Below are 16,857 nucleotides of genomic sequence, written 5' to 3'. Positions count from 1 at the left end.
TTGAGCCATGCCCGACGCAGATTTGATCATCCGAGGCGGCACGATCGTCGACGGGACCGGCGGGAATCCATTCGTGGCAGATATTGCTGTCCTCGACGGCCGCATATCTGCCATCGGGGCGAACCTGGAGCGAGCCCGAGAAGAGATCGATGCCAATGGTCTCCTCGTGACGCCGGGCTTCATTGACATCCATACGCACTACGATGGCCAAGTGACTTGGTCGGACAGTTTGGTGCCGTCCGCCGAACACGGCGTCACAAGTGTAGTCATAGGCAATTGCGGGGTTGGCTTTGCGCCATGCCGCGCGGGCGACCGAGAAGCACTCGTCAATGTCATGGAGGGTGTTGAGGATATCCCCGAGGCTGTCATGGCCACGGGTTTGCCTTGGAACTGGGAGACTTTTCCGGAGTATCTTGAAGCGCTAGGCAACTGTGCGTGGGACGTAGACGTCGGCGCATACATTCCCCACTCTCCCTTGCGCGTCTATGCGATGGGCCAGCGCGGCCTGGACCGAGAAGCCGCGACGCCTGCGGATATCGTCCGTCTCTCCGAGCTTGTCAGCGAGGCCATGGATGCCGGCGCACTGGGGTTCGCAACCTCGCGCTCGCTCGTCCATCGTCGCGGGGACGGAGCCTTCATTCCCTCCTTCCAGGCCGCGTGCGAAGAGTTGGAAGCACTCGCCCGGGCTGTGGGAGAGAGTGGACGAGGGGCCATTCAAATGATCCCTAACCTCGACACTGCAGACTGGTCGGGCGACGTCGATCTGATGAAGCGAATGGCTTGCGCTTCCGGCAGGCCAGTGACGTATTCGCTGGCCCAGTGGGCCGGAAATCCCGATGGCTGGCGGCAGACGATGGACGCGCTGCTGGAACATAACCGTAGCGGCGCGGCACCGATCCTGGCTCAGGTCTATCCCCGGCCCATGGGAGCATTGTGCGGCCTTTCCACTTCGGCAAACGCCTTCAGTTATTGCCGGACCTATCGGGCGCTCGAGGATCCGCCATTACCTGAAAAAGGAAGGCTCATGCGCGATTCACGCTTTCGCGAACGACTTGTGGCGGAAGAGCCCGATGAAACGCCTACGCCGCTCCACGCACTGCTGCGAGCATGGGATAATCTCTTTCCGCTCGGTGATGAACCGGACTACGAGCCGTCGCCCGATTCCAGCATTGCATCTCTTGCAAAACGACGTGGAATCGAACCGGCCGAACTCGCCTACGAACTGATGCTGGAACAGGAAGGGAAATCCTTAATCCTGATGCCTTTCTCAAACTATGCGCAGTGCTCTCTCGATCCGGTGCTCGCCATGATGAAGGATCCTTGCAGCATAATCGGCCTGGGAGATGGAGGCGCGCACTACGGTATTATTTGCGATGCCAGTTATCCAACGACAATGCTCGCCTATTGGGCACGCGACCGCGGCGGTGAGCGACTTTCCGTCGCGGCTGCTGTTAAGGCGCTTAGCGCTGATAATGCCGCCTTTCTCGGTCTGCACGACAGGGGGCGGCTGGCACAAGGGCTGAAGGCCGACATCAACCTGATCGACCATGCAGCCCTCAGGCTTCATGCCCCGTACGTCGTTCATGACTTGCCGGGAGGCGGTCGCCGATTGGCGCAACATGCGTCCGGATATCGTGCGACGATGGTTAGCGGCGTCATCACTCGTTGGGATGGCGTCGATACCGGCGCACGCCCCGGACGGCTAATCCGGGCAACCTAAGCCAGCACTCCATCAGCTTGCTCGGGGTCGCACTTTGGTGCCGGCGGTCAATCCGTGGCGAATGAAGTCCGTTGCCAGGAAGTCGTGCGGGAAGCCTTTCGGAGTGAAACTGGCCGCTTCCAATCGATCGAGATGGTGCAGATCCAGCGAAACGCCGAGCGCGGTTACATTGTCCTCATATTGCCGCATCGTTCGTGCACCCAGCAACGGCGAGACCACGGCCGGGTTCGCCAAAGTCCAAGCGATGGCCGCTTGTGCCGAAGTAGCGCCGACGTCGTCGGCGACTGCCTGAACGGCGTCAGCAATGGCCAACGTACGAGCGTCCAGCTTGCCCGCAGCGGCGAGCATGGCGCCACGTCCTCCGGTGTCCTGACCCTCTCCGTTGCTCCGGGCCGCGTATTTGCCGGACAGCAAGCCGCTTGCAAGAGGAGACCACGGCATCACGCCAATGCCGAGTGCTTTTGCGGCAGGAATGAGATCCCGCTCGGCGGTACGCTCCACAAGATTGTATTCGGCTTGCAACGCTGCGAACTGGGTCCAGCCTCGCAGGTCGGCCATCGTCTGCAATCGCGCCATCTGCCAGGCGGGCGTATCGGACAGACCCAGATAAAGAACCTTGCCCTGGGTCACCAAGTCATCAAAGGCGCGCATGATTTCGTCTGCGGGGGTGCTATCGTCCCAGACATGGAGAAATAGCAGATCGATGCGATCGGTGCGAAGCCGGCGCAGGCTCGTCTCAACGGTCTGCATCATGTTGCGCCGGCTGTTTCCGGCAGCATTGGGATCTCCAACCGATCGCGTCAGGGAGTATTTGGTGGAGAGAACCAGTCTGTCGCGCTTCGCCTCGGCGAATTTGCCCGTCAAATCTTCCGAAACGCCGCCTGCGTAATATCCTGCAGTGTCGATGAAATTGCCGCCCTGATCGACGTAGGCATCGAAAATGCGTCGGGATTCCTCTTCGCCAGCGCCCCATTCCTCGCCGAATGTCATTGTACCCAGAGCCAAAGGCGAAACTCGTAAGCCCGAACGGCCAAGCAGCCGGTAGGTATCGAGCGAAAGCGGTCCTGTATGCGTGCGGTTCATGGCTGTGTTGGCTCTCTCTCTGCTTCAGTCACGACCCAATGCATCATGCGATGGACGGGCCATCCCCCGTCGTGCGGCAGGCCGCCGAACTTTCCGCTATTGATGTTGCCAAGGCCGACGATGCGTTGCGCGCCGGCCGACGACAGCCCGTCGCGCAACTGCGTGATGCGGCCGGGCGGATAGACGCCGACCGACTGGGTGGCCACGGAGACATGGGCAATCGCCTCCGCCAGGCTGGAGACGGCGACCACGTTGACAAGCTTGCCACCGGGATTGAATGCGACCGGATCGCTTGATCGAACAACCATTCCGGTGCCGTCGGGTTGTCCGAACACACGGTAGATCGGCTCGAGATTGCCGAGCATATCGAGTTCGTCCAACAATGCCTCGGGAGGACGTGGTCCGCCTTGTCCATTCCCATACCGAACATCCTTGCCCATCTCGGCTACGAGAGCCTCACAATAGGCATCGACTTGCGGTAAGGATCCCTCGACGAACTGGAAGCGAGCGCAGCTACATGCGTCCTGATTGAAAGCGATGATATCGGCCGCGCTGCGCCGGGCGATCTCGGCTATAGGCAATCCTGCGAAAGCCTCCTTGCCGATCAGCGAAATCGAGATCTTGGGGTCGAAGGATATGATCTCGAAACCGGGAGCTGCATATTTCATTGCATGGCGAACGGCCGCTTCGCCTCCCCACACCGCCAGCTTGTCGAAATACTGAGATCTGAAGATGTGCTCCTCGATCGCGGTATCGCCGCCGCGCCAATAGGCCGCCGAGAACGAGCGTGTCACCGGGTGATTTGGCCCGACATCAGCCATCGTGCGCAGAAGTGCCGTGGCAGTGAACATGTCGTTCGAGGGCATCTTCAGCAAATGAACGCCCTTGCTGATAGCCCCGCGCACGATCGTCACCGGCGGCACGATGGGGGCATTTCCGGCAAGGATATGGACCATGCGCGGCGGAAACGCCCGGATGTCGAAGGCTTGGCCCTGGATATCACGTCTAACCCAGCCGTCATTCGCGCCGAGCCAACCGAGAGATTGCTCCGCCTCGGCTTCGACGGCCTCGCGCGTGAAGAACCAACCGATGTCCCTGTAGCAGTTTTCCAGAATTCGCGCGCCAAGACTATTGCAGTGGAGATTGAGGGCTGCCGCTTCCTGTAGATAGGCATTTTTATCGAAATCGAGTGCCTTGCCGACCTCGACGAGGAAATCGACGATTTCCGCCAACGGCGTTTCGAACGCAGGTCCGGGGTCGCGTCTGGGCCAAATCAGCGCGTCGAGATCCAGTGCAGGGGTCATCACCGGGCTCGCGCTCGCTCGGGAGCGATGCTCGACTGCAGCGTCGAGCTGTACTTCTCCCTTTATGACGTGCGCTATCAGCAGCCTCGGCTCGTTGGACATGCTTTCCGGTCGCATGACTGTATCCTCGTTCAAGCCGCGACAGTCGGGGAAGACGAGATCGACCCGCGGACGTAGGAGTCGATGGATCCCGCGCAGCTGAGTTTGTCCTCGCCCCCTTCGAGATCGGCATAACGAGCTACGGCGTGGATCACCGGTGTCTTAACACCTTCAAGGCCCGATCCGAACTCCACCTGGACCTTGTCGCCGGAAATCACGCCGCCCCAACGCGCATCGGCGAGGATGTCGAAAAATGCCATACGCCCCTCGACGAGGCCGATGTCACCGGTCGTGCCGAGCAGATGCTCGCCGGACTTGTCGAGAACCAATGGGACGATCCACGGGGGTACCGCATAGGACTCGGTCGGCTGGATCTTGGCGCAGAAGCCGCTCATCTCCACCATTGCGTAAGAACTGGTAATCCGGTCGGCCGTGACGCCGAAGAATTGCTGGATCTGATCCCGGTAATCTGCCGGGACCGCAGCGCCCTTCGTGCCTCCCCCGAAACTCATCAGAGTGTCGGGGTGGAAATCTCCGTTCTTTATCCCGCGCTTTCGTAGCGTTTCTACGATCTGCCAGGCAACGCCGTACATTACGCCGATGTAAAGGGGACTGTGCCGGCGGTCTTCCAATAGGTCGATCCAGGTCTCGAACTCGGCTGCACGCTTGATGCGGCGGACCTCAAGTTCGGCTTCGTAGGCTGCGATCTCGCCCGGGCCGATCTTGCCTGCTGCCAACAAGCGCCGCAATTGCGCAGGCCTCATGGCATCGAACGCACGGATCGGATCCTCGCTCAATCGGTGCAGTTCGCCGGGCGCTGCCCAGCGAGGAAAGTGGCGGTTGCAGAAATCGATCATCTTATGGGTGCCGCGCTCCGGCATCATTGTGAAGACCGAGCGCGAGTGATCGGCGACGTAGCCGGGCGTGGACAGGTCCGCGGCATGCAGACAGGCTGTGACACTGACGTCCCGGTCCTGGTCCGATTGATCCAGAAATGAGGATTTTCCAGATGTTCCGCTCGAGGCAAATACGTGGTGGCCGGCCAAACGTGCGCGGTCCAACCACTCATCGATGTCGCGCACGTCCGACACGTCGATGTTGTCGGTAGGATAGGTCGCGAGGGTGCCGAGCCATAGGTTCATGTGAGCCCATTGCCCGTTGTCGACAAAGGCTTCCGGATAGCTCTTGTAGTTTGTGTGAGCGAAGAGAAGGGGCACAAGATCGGATAGCCGGTCTATGCCGTCGATCCCTGCCTCTCTGGCGCGCTTGTTCAGCACACCAATCTGCCCGCGCCGCTCCGAAAAACGTTCCCGTGCGGCTTCGAGCTGCAGTTCGGCCAACTGTTTCGGGGCGTTGCGGAATGGGTCTGCTGATCGTGCAAGTGCGATCAGTTCGTCGACGGCGCTCATGTTTGCGGCACTCCCGTTCGCTTGTGCCGCAGCACTATAGGAAGCGCTGTGCAGGATGCTGCAACGATGACTTTCAACACGAGGACATAGTGTCGCCGAAGCGACGTCACGTTGCGGCAAATGATTGGGCGGCAACGAACGGCCAATGCCAGGCACGAGGGATTCCGATCTTCCCAATGCGATGAAGGCCAGAGCGCCGGCCCTAACGCGGGCTGGCTATCTTTCGGCAGGGGCATTGCCTGCCATCAGTCCCCATGGTGCCCCGATTGCAGATCGGGGAGGCGAATATGGCGGGACCGTTGCAGGAAGTGCTGGCATTTTTCGGTGAAAGCGGCGGCACCGCGCAAGACATGATCTCGGCAATGAGGAAGCGATTCACGCCCATCACGCGCTGGGAAAATGTTGGCGTGGCGACGACAGTCGGAATCGAGGAAGCAATGGCCTTCGTTGAGGGTTTCCTGGCCCGCATTCCCTTCGAGCGCTGCGAAGTCGTTGTTCACCACGCCGCAGCGCATGGCAACGTCGTCCTCACGGAGCGCAGCGATATTTTTTACGGAGCAGACGGCGCGGAACTCGTTTCGCTGCGGCTGATGGGCGCACTGGAGATGGACGGACCGTACATTACGGCATGGCGCGACTATTTCGACACCAAGGGCTTCTGAAAGGCGATAGCATGGCAAAAGGAAAAGCTGTTTGGGCACAAATCGCGCCAATGCCTGGTGAGGAGCTGGTCGCGGCGGCGCGGAGCTACGAAGCCACCGGAGTAGAGGGAGTTTGGGCACCCCAAATGTTTGGGGCGCCGTTTTCGACCCTCGCGGCCGCCGCGCCTGCCACGCAGAAAATCAAACTCGGCACGGGCATCGCCTTGGCATTCGTGCGCAGCCCGCTTGAGACCGCTTGCAGCGCGGTTGATCTCGATCTGATCAGTGGCGGCCGTGTCGTGGTGGGACTTGGCTCCAGCGCGCAAAGCCAGACGGAAGGATCGTTCGGGTCGACCTATGGAAAGCCACTTGCACACATGCGCGAAGTTGTGGGCATGATCCGCAAGATCGTGGCGCTCGGTCACACCGGCGAACTGTCGCAGCTTAAAGGCGATTACCATAGTCTCGACCTTTCGCACTTTCGCCTGCTGCAGCCGCCGGTGCGAAGTGAGATTCCGATCTATCTTCCTGCAGTATTTCAGAAGGCTTGCCTTCAGGCTGCCGAGATTGCCGATGGACTGCTGGGCCACCCTTTGTGGAACGAGGCCTGGATCGAACGCGAGGTCATTCCGAATATCCGGGCAGGGCTAGACAAATCTGGACGAGAGCGCGGAGATTTTTCGCTCAACCTTTCGATCTTCACGGCGATTGATCCGGATCGCAAAGAGGCCATCGAGGATTGCCGGGCGACCGTGGCCTATTACAGCCAGTCCCCGCAATATCTGCGCTATTTCGAGGAGATCGGCTTCGGCAAGGAAGCCTCCGCTATCCAGGCGGCATTTGCTCGAGGCGATCTAGCGGCAATGACTGCCGCATGCCCGGACGAGATGGTGGAGAGCATCGCGGTCGTAGGCGATGTAGACGAGGTGCGCGCCGGCGTGGCCAGGCGGGCAGCGGCGGCAGACGCGATTACGCCCGTAATTCCGCACTATGGCCTCTCGCCCGAAAAGAGCAGGACATACAGCGCGCGGCTGGCGGAGGCTTTCTATGGCTGATCCAGTGCGCCAACCGATCGCCTCGATGGCACGAGCAGGTGCTTACAACCGGCATTCCGGTTTGCAGCATGCCAATCTTCATTCGGCGCTTCCTCTCTGGGAGGAGGCAGTGGGAACTATCGCTGCGAATTCCCAAGGCTTGGTTCGGATTGTGGACTACGGCGCCTCGCAAGGGCGCAATTCGCTGCTTCCTATGGGCACAGCCATCGACCTTGTGAGGGATCACAACGGCCAACGAGCACTGGAGATCATTCATACCGATCTCCCATCCAACGATTACACGTCATTGTTTGGGCTCCTTGCGACCGAATCGGACAGCTACCTTGCGGGCCGGCGCGATGTATTCCCGATGGCGGTGGGCCGGTCCTATTTCGAACAGATTCTACCCTCCGACAGCGTGGACTTGGGGTGGTCGTCCAACGCCTTGCATTGGCTCAGTCACAACCCCGTCAATGTCGCCGATCACGGCTGGGCCGTATACAGCAACAGCGTGCTCGCGCGCGAAGCGGTCGATGATGTGCTTGCCCAGGATTTGCTCAATTTCCTGCGGGCCCGGTCGCGGGAATTGAGGGTCGGAGGGCGTCTAGTGTGCCAATTCATGGGGCGTGGCGGCGACCGACATGGCTTCGAATGGATGGCTGGTCACTTCTGGGCAACGCTCCTCGACTTGAGGCGCGAGGGCCTGCTCGATGACGACGATACATTCATGGCGACCTCTCCATCGGCGGGACGTTCCCTGGAGCAATTGAAGGCGCCGTTCGAGCAGGGGCTCCTTCCTGACCTCTCGGTAGTTCACGTGTCTTGCGTCCGCTCTCCAGATCCATTCTGGGATGCCTACCGCGAAACCGGGGACGCGGAGGCATTCGGCTTTCAGTGGGCGTCGATGATGTGCGCGGCGAACGGCCCCAATTTCCTGGCCCAGATAGGCCGCGACAGAGATCCGGAACGCCTGATGAAAGAATTAAGAACAAGGCTTGCCACGCGTCTGGCCGCTGATCCGCAGCAGAGTGTTTCCTATCTCGCGCTCCTGTCGATCCGAAAAGGGAGCTAGCCACGCGGAATGGACGATCAACGAAAGTCATATCGGAACGTGTAGATTTGCGAACGGCACCTTGGTGAAGGCAGCGGAGAAAAGCGGTGAGCGATATCGAGAAAAATAAGGCGATTGCACGGCGTTATATGCGGGCTGTGGAGGAAGGAGATCTCGAGACAATCGAGGCTTTGCAGCACCCCGATTGCCAATGGTGGATATTGGGCCATGGCGACATGACACGGGCGGATTTCATCGCCAGCGTGAAGGGCGGATTGCTGTCGGCTGAGCGGCGCACGGCGAACGTTGTTGGAATCACCGCTGAAGGTGAGCGAGTTGCCGTGGAAGTGAGCGGCGAGATGGTTTTTCCCGACCGGGTCTATCGCAACGAGTACCATAACCTTCTGATCATCCGAGATGGTCAGATCGTTTCGGGCAAGGAGTACATGGATACGCGCGCGGTGGCTGAGGCTTTTTCGTCCGGCGCTTGAGCACGTCAATATTTCGCTGCTCAAGCTAGAGTGTATTTGGGATGGCCTGATGCCCCCAAGCGGCCTCGCCAACTGCATCGGACGGTAATTCGAGAGCGCCTGCTTGAGGTGCTTTTTGGGAAAGAAAATGGGCATTTTTACTCACGCGTGCCTCGGCACCAATGACTTGGGGCGGGCAGCCTGCTTCTATGATGCTGCGCTGCTGCCGCTCGGTATTGCCAATTTGGGGCCGTTTCAGGAACAAGGTCTCTGCTATGGGCGCACTGTTCCGGAATTGCTCATTCTGCATCCCCTGGAAGGCCGCGCGACTTCGTCAAATGGTGCGACCTTGGGATTCAAGGCGCCCAGCAGGCTTGCGGTCGACCAGTTTCATGCGGCCGGGTTGGCGGCGGGCGGAACCGATGCAGGGGGGCCGGGACAGCGGAATGCGGTCCCCCACGCCTATGGCGCCTATTTGCTCGATCCCGACGGTAACAAGATCTGCGCCTATTGCTTCGATCCGTGCTGATCGGATTTCCGCCACTGAACCCTATCGGATTGCAGGTTCGCTTTCGCACCTCCCCGCCATCCTGCCCACATCGGGAGACGAGAATACCCAGGAGGACAGCCCATGCATGAAGCTGCATTGCAATTGCTCAAGCGGACGATGGACGATCAGTTGGCCCGGACTGAACACCCGAGCGACTTTCCTGCCTTGCCGCCCATTCCGGCTGGACGCTACACCGATCCCCGGTTTGCGGCCCTCGAGAAAGAAGGGCTGTGGGATCGTGCGTGGTTGCTCGCCGGCATAGCTTCGGAGCTGCCAGAGCCCGGTTCTTACCGACTCTTTCAGCACCTCGATCGATCCGTGATCCTTTCCCGCGGAAAGGACGACCGGATTCGCGCATTCCACAACACCTGCCGGCACCGCGGTTCGCCCCTCCTGCTTGAGGAGGAAGGACGGGCCTCGCGGTTCGTCTGTCCTTACCACTCCTGGAGTTACGCGCTGGACGGTGCCTTGAAAGCGGTGCCCAGCCAACACGATTTTGCCTGTTTCGAAAAGTCGGACCACCGATTGGCAGAAGTGCGCTGCGAAACTTATCGCGGCTTCATCTTTATCAATTTTGATGACGCGGCGGGTCCTTTGCGCGAATTTCTTGGCGAATTTGTTGCCTTGACCGAAGGATATCCCCTCGAACGCATGGTTGTGAAGGACCGGTTCACGGTCGAAATGGATTGCAACTGGAAAATCGCCTATCACAATTTCCTCGAAATCTATCACGTCAATACTGTTCATCCAAAGACGCTTGCACCGCACCTCGATTCCCGCAGTTTCGTGATAGCTCTTTACGACGGTGGCCATATGCGTTTTGGCACGCGCAAGAAAGGCGGCGTTTCGCTCTTCGAAAAGCCGCCTGTGCAGCCTGACGATATTGCCGACGTCTTTCTCGAGAACACGGTCGCATTGCCCACTTTTCCGAACACGTTCTTCTCGCTCGATCCCGTAGGTTTCAATCTGCAATGCTTCTGGCCGGCCGGGCCGAACAAGTCGATCATGGAAGTGCGCCAGATGGGATGGGCAACGGATGACGATGCCGACAGGGAATATTGGGGCGAAATGCGAAAGGCCACCGAACACATCCTGTCAGAGGACCTTTGCCTATTCTCCAGCATACAGCAATCGCTGCGCAACGGCGCATTGGCTTCTATCATTACGGGTTATCAGGAGCGCGCGCTCTATTGGTTCGAAGAGGAAATCGACCGCCAGATTGGTCCGGATCGTGTACCGCGGGACCTTCAGGTGCAGCCGCGATTGGGCTCCTATTCCACGCCCCATAGCGAATGAGCCGGGCAAGCCGACAAGCTGCGCGATCGTCGCGGTGAACCTATCAGTTGCGCCGTCATATCGTCCATGGGCGGCATGACGGCGTGGCTGATGCGATATACTTGGTTTCCGCCGGAAATTTGATGAGCAGTTTTGGAAAAATGAATCCAGTTGTTTGCGGCAATACAAGCGCATCGGCGGAGCGGTCAAATTCTCCTCGGGGAATAGCTCCGCCGCACTGGCTCATGAAGATGGATGCGGCGCGCGCGAATATCATTCGTCGATTAAACGCGTCATGTGGTGATTTGCATGCATTCAAAAGTTGAAGAACGAGTAGACAATTTGGAACGCGCAGCTCTCGAGTTCGAGGGAGCACAATTCGCAACGCGCCACCTTCTGGCAATGCTACTATCCAGGCTCGACAGACATGAGGCTGAAGAATACTTTCGGGATCTGCAATGCACCGGGCGTAAACACGTCGTCGAGCTCGGTAAGGCCCGCTTGACCGGGTATCTAGATGAGCTTGAAGCAGTTCGTCACGCTGCTTGCCTGGCGAGAACCCAGCCAGTTACGCCCTTGCGCGTCGTTTTGTGAAGCCGATCGCCCGAGTTTGGTGGCCATCAGACGGATTTCACGACTATCGCCCTCATCAGATGTCGACGTAATATCCCTCGCAGCAGTCATTAATTCGGAGACAAATCAGAGATAGTCTTTGCCAAGGTTTCAGTTTCGCTGGCCAACGCAAAGTGCGCACCATCACAGGTGGGCGGAGTGTGGGAGAGCGTGGGTTTGGGTCAGTTCAAACCACCGGCTACCTTGTTTTTTTAAGCGCTCGTAGCGCGCGGGTAGCGGCGATCCGTCCTGCAATACCGGACACACCGCCGCCGGGATGAGCGCCTGCACCGCCGATAAGAAAGCCGGGAAATGGCGGCCGGGGGCCGCCGAAACCGGAAGCCGGACGGTGCACCCCCGATCGCAGGGCACCGAAATCTATGTGGGTGACGCACCCATTGCTGACGTTGAGCCGCTTTTCCCGTTCGCGCGCGGTTTCCACGAAGCGCCCGACCTCTGTGTCGAGCCCGTCGTAGAACTCGCCAAGATGGCTTATGATCGAGGCCATCGTTCGGTCCTTCAGCTCCGGGCTCCAGCCCTCGCGCGCATCCACAGCAACACCGGGCAAGTAGATGTATGCCAGCGAACCGCCCGCCGGAGCCTGCGAAGGATCGGTATTGGACAGCGGGCTGAGGGACATCGCGTGACGTTCGGGAATGTCGCCGCGTCGCGCCATGGCAAATGACTTCCGCACTTCGTCGGGCGTTCCGATGAGCCCCACGGCCTTGTCGAGATCGGCATCGTCATGGCGCATGTCCTGATGTCGCTTGAGCCGCAGCGGCCCGGACATCGCAATATTGGCGAGAAGCGGCGCGGCGTTGGATCGGTTCGACGGGGCATGCTCGATGCGTTGCAATAATGTGCGCGAAACGCCGCCCGGCGTCGTCAGGCGCATCGCCGTTCGTGGGTCGCACGTCGCGATCACCATCTTGGCGCGTATGATCCGGCCATTTTCCAGCCGCACGCCTTTGGCCGCGCCGTCGTCGACGATGATTTCCGCAACCGGCGCATTGAGCTCGATCGAGGCGCCCGATGCTTCGATACTGCGAGCAAGCGCGTCCGAAAACGACTGGAGGCTGCCGATGGGTTTACCGGTGCCGTATTTATGCGTGACGGCGAAGATCATGTACGCGGCAGCATTTCCGTCGTCATCGATGGGACCGGCGCCTGCGGCGATTCCCAGCAACAGCGCGATTGTTGCGGGGTCTTCAAACCTTTCGCAGGCGATCTGGTCGGCGGTCGCCTTGGACATCGCCACCAGTTCGTCTTTCAGCCGGACGTTGCGGACCGCGCTTTTGATCACCTTCGACATATTCCGCACGTCGGGGCGTCCGGGCTCGGCCATCATCATGGGAAATCCGATATCCATCATGACGTTCAACGTCTTCATGAAATCCAGATAGGCCTTGCCGTCGTTGCGGTTGATGCGGGCGATGTCTTCCGCCGTGCGGCGATAGTCATAGAAGAGGGCGATAGAGCTGCCATCGGGATGGAGGTAGGCGTAAGTGGGATCAGGATCGACAGTCCGCAGGCCGTATTTATGGAGATCGAAGTCCTCGATGATGCCAGATTTGCGCGCAAACAGCAGTTCCACGGCGCAGGGCGTTACCAAGTGCTCAGGCGCTTCCGGAATCATGTAGCCCGAGCTCGTCATCCCGCCCACTTTCGCAAGGCGCTCGACGACGACGACTTTCTTGCCCGCACGCGCCAGATAGCCTGCGGCCGCCATGCCGTTGTGGCCGGCTCCGATAACGACGACGTCGACCTCGTCCATCATTTCCCGCTATCCCTTAGCAAATCAGCCGTTCGCCGCAGCCGTGTACGCCTTGCCCCATTCGGCGAGGGCAAGAAGGCGCGTCTTTCGGTCTGCCTGGATGCGCGGGATCTGCGCCTCATCCGGACCGTCGGGCACGATCACAAGGGGCTCCTTGCCCAGGCTTGCAAGGGCCAGTGCACAGACGTTTGCGGGATCGTAGGCGGTCGAATAGTCCATCCCGAGCCCTTCGGTCGCCCGGCGCAGGGTCGGAGTGTCCATGATCGGGGCGGCAATTCCGAGGATATCTACGCCTTGTCCGTCGAGCTCTGCCCAAAGCGATTCCACGAAATTCAACTCGAAAGCCTTCGTCGCTGAGTACATAGTCAGCCAGGGCTGGCCGCCAAGACCGGCTCCCGAAGACATGACTATGATCCCCCCGCTGCGCCGCTTGACGAGTCTGTTGCCGAAGCCATGAACGGCTTCGACGACATTGGCTGCATTCATGGTCAGAAGGCTGAGCGCTCGATCAACCGGCTCTCCAAGGAAACTGTTGCCGGCCCCGTCGGCCCCGGCGTTCGAAACGAAGAGTCCGATATCGAGATCACGGGTCTCTTCGACGAGCCGGGAGCCCGTTCCCGATTGCGTGAGATCGGCAACCACCGAGCGAAACGCAATCCCGTACAAACCGGCGAGCCGTTCGCCCAGTTGATCCAGGGCCTCCTTGCGGCGGGAAACGAGGACCACGTTGATGCCCATCGCCGCAAGTTGTTCTGCATAGCTTGCACCGGTTCCTTCCGAGGCTCCGGCGATCACCGCCCAAGGGCCGTAACGGCGTGCAAATTCGGCGTGATCAAGCGGGGGAAGCTCTACTGTTCGCATGCTGGAATGATCCTTGCCCGGGTAACCCGCGTCAGTTTGTTTCATTGCGCGGATGGCGCTTGTTACAAGCTGACGGGGAAGCTCCGTCCTATCGGGAGGCAGGGAGCATCCTTGTTGATTGAAAGGACTGGGACATTGCAAGGTCGTTAATGTTCCAAAACATCGGAAAACTACCATTCCGCCCCACGCTGGTATGGATTCTTGCGGCAATGGTGTTATCCTTGCCCGGTGGAAACAGCCTCGCCTCAACGACGTATACGGATACTCCGGCGAGCAACCGAAATTTTCCTTGATCGCGGTTATGCCGGTGCGACGATCGACGACATCGCGCAGGCTGCCGGTGTGGGGAAAGTTGCGATCTATCAGCTCTTTGGTGACAAGGTGGAATTGTTCGCCGAGTGCATGATCGACGCTGCGAAAACAGCTTCGGAAGGTACCCGGTCTGTGCTGCGCTGTGATGAACCGGTTCGTGACGTACTTGTCGCGTTTGCCGAGCAGCACATTCGCCAGATGCTCCGGCCGGTCTTCGGCGCCAGGCCGTTCTACGAATTTATTCGGGTGCTCCTGAGCGCTTCGATCACACATCCAGATATCAGTGGACGCTGCCTCGATATCCTTCGGACCGAGGAAGCCGCCCGGCTGAACGACTACTTCCAAGCGATGATTGATCGGCGGACGCTGGCAGGGGGCGATGCAGATTTTCTCGCGCGCCAATTCATGCAAACGATCTTCTTTACCAATGTGGTCATTTTGGAGCCCGCAAGCGCAGAGTGCTACAGCAATCCGCGCGTTTCCGCGGAAAATGCGGTTGACCTGTTCTTGAATGGATGTGCGCGAGGCGCTCTGCGATGTCTGGCGGTTGCTTCAGATTGACGTGATCGATTCTGAATTCTCGTCGTGCCATCATCTCCGGCCAGGCCCTGATCTGCTCGCATCATGAAGATGCCAAGCTGGCCGCTTGACACTAATCCATGAGACGCACCCTACCCTTGGAAAGGCGCGAAGATGCAGGGGCTCCGCAATTCTATAGAATATGGAATTGCATCGCCGCCTCCCTTCGCCAGACGTGCCTTCCGGCCCGAGCCTGTTCGGCACGGAGCCGGTCAGTACGCCGCCGACCCGCCGCCAGGCCGTTCTTGAGCGCCTTCGCAGCAGCATCGTTTCAGGAGCCTTGCCCCCCGGTACGCTGCTGCGCGAAACGAGTTTGGCGGCGCATCTGGACGTCAGCGCGACGCCCGTTCGCGAGGCACTTGGCACGCTAGAGGCCGAAGGGCTGGTCGAGATTGAAGTGCACCGCCTGAAACGGGTTGCGCGCATTGACTTTCGCAGCATGCGGGACCTGCTTCGCGTTCAGTCCGAGCTGTGGCGGCTTGGATACATATGGGGCATGCCACATGTTGGCGCAGGGCAGGTAGCTCAACTCGAACACGCACTTGCGCGCTACCGAGCGTGTTTGGCGAGCGATGATTCCGCAGGCGCCCTCACTGCTGGGCTGGATTTCCATACGATCTTCATCGCGGCGTCAAGCAACCAGGAGCTGCTGCGCTCAACGCTCGACCGCAGAGCCCTGATTGCAAGGTTTGTCCTGCTGCACGGTCTTCAAACGATTTGCCCTCTCGGGCTTTCCCAGCATGAAGCGATCCTTGCCGCCTTCCTGGCGAACGACCGCTCCGCAGTGCTCGCTGGTGTCGACCGCATCGCCACTCGCCTGATCGCGCTGGCCGAACAGGGGTGCGAGCTGTCCGACGATGTTGCTGAAAATCAGAAAATATCACTATACGAAAGAGATACCTGAGATGGATTTCGAACTCGAGGACGAATACCGTTCCTTTCGCGACACCGTGCATCGCTGGGTCGAAAACGAGGTGCCCAAGGAGTGGGCGCGAGCGCTCGAGAAGGACGAGCATGCCTACCCCTATGCCCTTTGGGACAAGCTGACTGAGGCGGGCTTTCACGGCGTCGGCATTCCCGAGGAATACGGCGGGCAGGGCGGCGACGTGGTGATGCAGATGCTGCTGGCCCGCGAACTGGCGCGTTCCCTGGGTGGACTGGCATGGATCTGGGGGATCACCAGTTTTGCTGGGGGGAAGTCGATCGGTCTCTACGGATCTGCCGAGCAGAAGGAGAAGTATCTGCCGTTGATCGCTTCCGGTCAGCTCAAGGCCGCCATCGCATTCACGGAACCGGGGGGCGGTACCGACCTGCTTGGCGCGATGACGACAACGGCGGAACGCGTCGATGGCGGCTGGAAGCTCAACGGCGAGAAAACCTGGTCCTCATCTGCGCATGTCGCCGACTATCTTCTGGTGATTGCACGAAGTGACAGGAATCCGGAGAAAAAGCATCAGGGACTGACTCTTTTTTGGGTTCCCGCCAAGACTGCCGGAGTGACGATAACCCCGCTCGCCAAGCTCGGCATGCGATCGATGGGGAGCTGCTCGATCCATTTCGAGGATGCTTTCGTCGCAGACGAACAAGTGCTCGGCGAGCCGGACAAGGCCTGGTACATGTTGCTGCCCACGCTCAACAACGAGCGGATCATGGTCGGCGCGTTCTGCCTGGGCGTCATCGACGGCGTACTGGAAGACGCTGTCGCCTACATGCAGCAGCGCAAGGCATTCGGCGGGATCATCGGCCGTTTCCAGAGCCTGCAGCACTATGTGGCGGATATCGCCACGATGCAGAAGACCACAGAACTCATGCTGCATTTCTGCGCCGACAAGCAGAGCCGAGGCGAAGACGTTGGCGTTGAGGCGAACATGCTGAAACTCATCGCGTCAGAGAATGCCAACGCGGCCGCAGATCTCGGCATCCAGATCCTGGGCGGCATGGGCTACTCCGCAGAGACCGACATGCAGCGATACTGGCGGGACAGCCGGCTCTGGCGGATCGGCCCGATCACCAACGAGATGGTGCGAAACGGTATCGCCGAGAGCCTCGGGTTGCCCCGATCCTTCTAAGCGACAGGTGCAGG

The 16,857-nt window shown here is 59.7% G+C and carries 15 protein-coding genes; 10 read left to right on the top strand and 5 right to left on the bottom strand.

Annotation, left to right across the window (positions count from 1 at the left end):
• The first annotated feature begins 7 nt into the window (after positions 1-7).
• The gene (locus NTCA1_RS17125; RefSeq protein WP_159831195.1) at positions 8-1,720 is read left to right on the top strand and encodes an amidohydrolase family protein; all 1,713 of its coding nucleotides are present in this window, start codon (positions 8-10) and stop codon (positions 1,718-1,720) included.
• 12 nt (positions 1,721-1,732) lie between these two features.
• On the opposite strand, the gene NTCA1_RS17120 is transcribed toward NTCA1_RS17125, so the two are convergent.
• The 3 genes from NTCA1_RS17120 to NTCA1_RS17110 are packed head-to-tail and all read right to left on the bottom strand — an operon-like array spanning position 1,733 to position 5,615.
• Complete coding sequence (locus tag NTCA1_RS17120; RefSeq protein WP_159831194.1) at positions 1,733-2,803, bottom strand: aldo/keto reductase; 1,071 nt, start codon at positions 2,801-2,803, stop codon at positions 1,733-1,735.
• Entirely contained in the window at positions 2,800-4,224 is a 1,425-nt protein-coding gene (locus tag NTCA1_RS17115; RefSeq protein WP_159831193.1) for an acyl-CoA reductase, read from the bottom strand. Before NTCA1_RS17115 ends, NTCA1_RS17120 begins: the two co-directional genes overlap by 4 nt.
• Before the next feature lie 14 nt (positions 4,225-4,238).
• Positions 4,239-5,615 carry a hypothetical protein gene (locus NTCA1_RS17110; protein WP_133085010.1) on the bottom strand — a complete coding sequence of 459 codons (1,377 nt, stop codon included), beginning with the start codon at positions 5,613-5,615 and terminating at the stop codon, positions 4,239-4,241.
• Between the two features lie 287 nt (positions 5,616-5,902).
• Between NTCA1_RS17110 and NTCA1_RS17105 the strand changes: the two genes are divergently transcribed.
• The 6 genes from NTCA1_RS17105 (at position 5,903) to NTCA1_RS17080 (ending at position 10,657) form a co-directional block, all read left to right on the top strand.
• On the top strand, positions 5,903-6,277 hold the full coding sequence (locus NTCA1_RS17105; RefSeq protein ID WP_133085011.1) for a limonene-1,2-epoxide hydrolase family protein: 375 nt from the start codon (positions 5,903-5,905) through the stop codon (positions 6,275-6,277).
• Positions 6,278-6,288: 11 nt separating this feature from the next.
• Entirely contained in the window at positions 6,289-7,311 is a 1,023-nt protein-coding gene (locus NTCA1_RS17100) for an LLM class flavin-dependent oxidoreductase (protein WP_133085012.1), read from the top strand.
• Complete coding sequence (locus NTCA1_RS17095) at positions 7,304-8,362, top strand: hypothetical protein (RefSeq protein WP_133085013.1); 1,059 nt, start codon at positions 7,304-7,306, stop codon at positions 8,360-8,362. Before NTCA1_RS17100 ends, NTCA1_RS17095 begins: the two co-directional genes overlap by 8 nt.
• A gap of 86 nt (positions 8,363-8,448) precedes the next feature.
• Positions 8,449-8,832: a nuclear transport factor 2 family protein gene (locus tag NTCA1_RS17090; protein WP_133085014.1), complete on the top strand. Its 384-nt coding sequence runs from the start codon at positions 8,449-8,451 to the stop codon at positions 8,830-8,832.
• Between the two features lie 127 nt (positions 8,833-8,959).
• Positions 8,960-9,340 carry a VOC family protein gene (locus NTCA1_RS17085; protein WP_133085015.1) on the top strand — a complete coding sequence of 127 codons (381 nt, stop codon included), beginning with the start codon at positions 8,960-8,962 and terminating at the stop codon, positions 9,338-9,340.
• 102 nt (positions 9,341-9,442) lie between these two features.
• Positions 9,443-10,657: an aromatic ring-hydroxylating dioxygenase subunit alpha gene (locus NTCA1_RS17080; RefSeq protein WP_133085016.1), complete on the top strand. Its 1,215-nt coding sequence runs from the start codon at positions 9,443-9,445 to the stop codon at positions 10,655-10,657.
• Between the two features lie 790 nt (positions 10,658-11,447).
• On the opposite strand, the gene NTCA1_RS17075 is transcribed toward NTCA1_RS17080, so the two are convergent.
• Both NTCA1_RS17075 and NTCA1_RS17070 read right to left on the bottom strand, forming a co-directional pair.
• Complete coding sequence (locus NTCA1_RS17075; RefSeq protein WP_133085017.1) at positions 11,448-13,025, bottom strand: NAD(P)/FAD-dependent oxidoreductase; 1,578 nt, start codon at positions 13,023-13,025, stop codon at positions 11,448-11,450.
• A 21-nt stretch (positions 13,026-13,046) separates the two neighbouring features.
• Positions 13,047-13,928: an SDR family NAD(P)-dependent oxidoreductase gene (locus NTCA1_RS17070; protein ID WP_236549407.1), complete on the bottom strand. Its 882-nt coding sequence runs from the start codon at positions 13,926-13,928 to the stop codon at positions 13,047-13,049.
• A gap of 183 nt (positions 13,929-14,111) precedes the next feature.
• On the opposite strand from NTCA1_RS17070, the gene NTCA1_RS17065 reads away from it, so the two are divergent.
• The 3 genes from NTCA1_RS17065 to NTCA1_RS17055 all read left to right on the top strand — a co-directional run bounded on the left by NTCA1_RS17065 (position 14,112) and on the right by NTCA1_RS17055 (position 16,843).
• Positions 14,112-14,756: a TetR/AcrR family transcriptional regulator gene (locus NTCA1_RS17065; RefSeq protein WP_159831192.1), complete on the top strand. Its 645-nt coding sequence runs from the start codon at positions 14,112-14,114 to the stop codon at positions 14,754-14,756.
• 166 nt (positions 14,757-14,922) lie between these two features.
• Positions 14,923-15,678 (top strand): GntR family transcriptional regulator, encoded by a 756-nt coding sequence (locus NTCA1_RS17060; RefSeq protein WP_236549406.1) that lies wholly within the window; start codon positions 14,923-14,925, stop codon positions 15,676-15,678.
• A gap of 1 nt (position 15,679) precedes the next feature.
• Positions 15,680-16,843 carry an acyl-CoA dehydrogenase family protein gene (locus NTCA1_RS17055; protein ID WP_133085102.1) on the top strand — a complete coding sequence of 388 codons (1,164 nt, stop codon included), beginning with the start codon at positions 15,680-15,682 and terminating at the stop codon, positions 16,841-16,843.
• The last annotated feature ends 14 nt before the right edge of the window (positions 16,844-16,857 follow it).

Origin of the sequence: Novosphingobium sp. TCA1 (genome assembly GCF_009811895.1) — a bacterium.
Classification (GTDB): Bacteria; Pseudomonadota; Alphaproteobacteria; order Sphingomonadales; family Sphingomonadaceae; genus Novosphingobium; species Novosphingobium panipatense_A.
The sequence above is the reverse complement of the archived record's forward strand: the minus strand, read 5'-3'. Positions and strand labels throughout refer to the sequence as shown.

Coding starts and splice junctions, on each gene's coding strand:
- NTCA1_RS17085 (WP_133085015.1), top strand. CDS start 8,960: ATGGGCATTTTTACTCACGCGTGCCTCGGCACCAATGACTTGGGGCGG.
- NTCA1_RS17055 (WP_133085102.1), top strand. CDS start 15,680: ATGGATTTCGAACTCGAGGACGAATACCGTTCCTTTCGCGACACCGTG.
- NTCA1_RS17125 (WP_159831195.1), top strand. CDS start 8: ATGCCCGACGCAGATTTGATCATCCGAGGCGGCACGATCGTCGACGGG.
- NTCA1_RS17075 (WP_133085017.1), bottom strand. CDS start 13,025: ATGATGGACGAGGTCGACGTCGTCGTTATCGGAGCCGGCCACAACGGC.
- NTCA1_RS17100 (WP_133085012.1), top strand. CDS start 6,289: ATGGCAAAAGGAAAAGCTGTTTGGGCACAAATCGCGCCAATGCCTGGT.
- NTCA1_RS17115 (WP_159831193.1), bottom strand. CDS start 4,224: ATGCGACCGGAAAGCATGTCCAACGAGCCGAGGCTGCTGATAGCGCAC.
- NTCA1_RS17080 (WP_133085016.1), top strand. CDS start 9,443: ATGCATGAAGCTGCATTGCAATTGCTCAAGCGGACGATGGACGATCAG.
- NTCA1_RS17110 (WP_133085010.1), bottom strand. CDS start 5,615: ATGAGCGCCGTCGACGAACTGATCGCACTTGCACGATCAGCAGACCCA.
- NTCA1_RS17120 (WP_159831194.1), bottom strand. CDS start 2,803: ATGAACCGCACGCATACAGGACCGCTTTCGCTCGATACCTACCGGCTG.
- NTCA1_RS17070 (WP_236549407.1), bottom strand. CDS start 13,928: ATGAAACAAACTGACGCGGGTTACCCGGGCAAGGATCATTCCAGCATG.
- NTCA1_RS17095 (WP_133085013.1), top strand. CDS start 7,304: ATGGCTGATCCAGTGCGCCAACCGATCGCCTCGATGGCACGAGCAGGT.
- NTCA1_RS17105 (WP_133085011.1), top strand. CDS start 5,903: ATGGCGGGACCGTTGCAGGAAGTGCTGGCATTTTTCGGTGAAAGCGGC.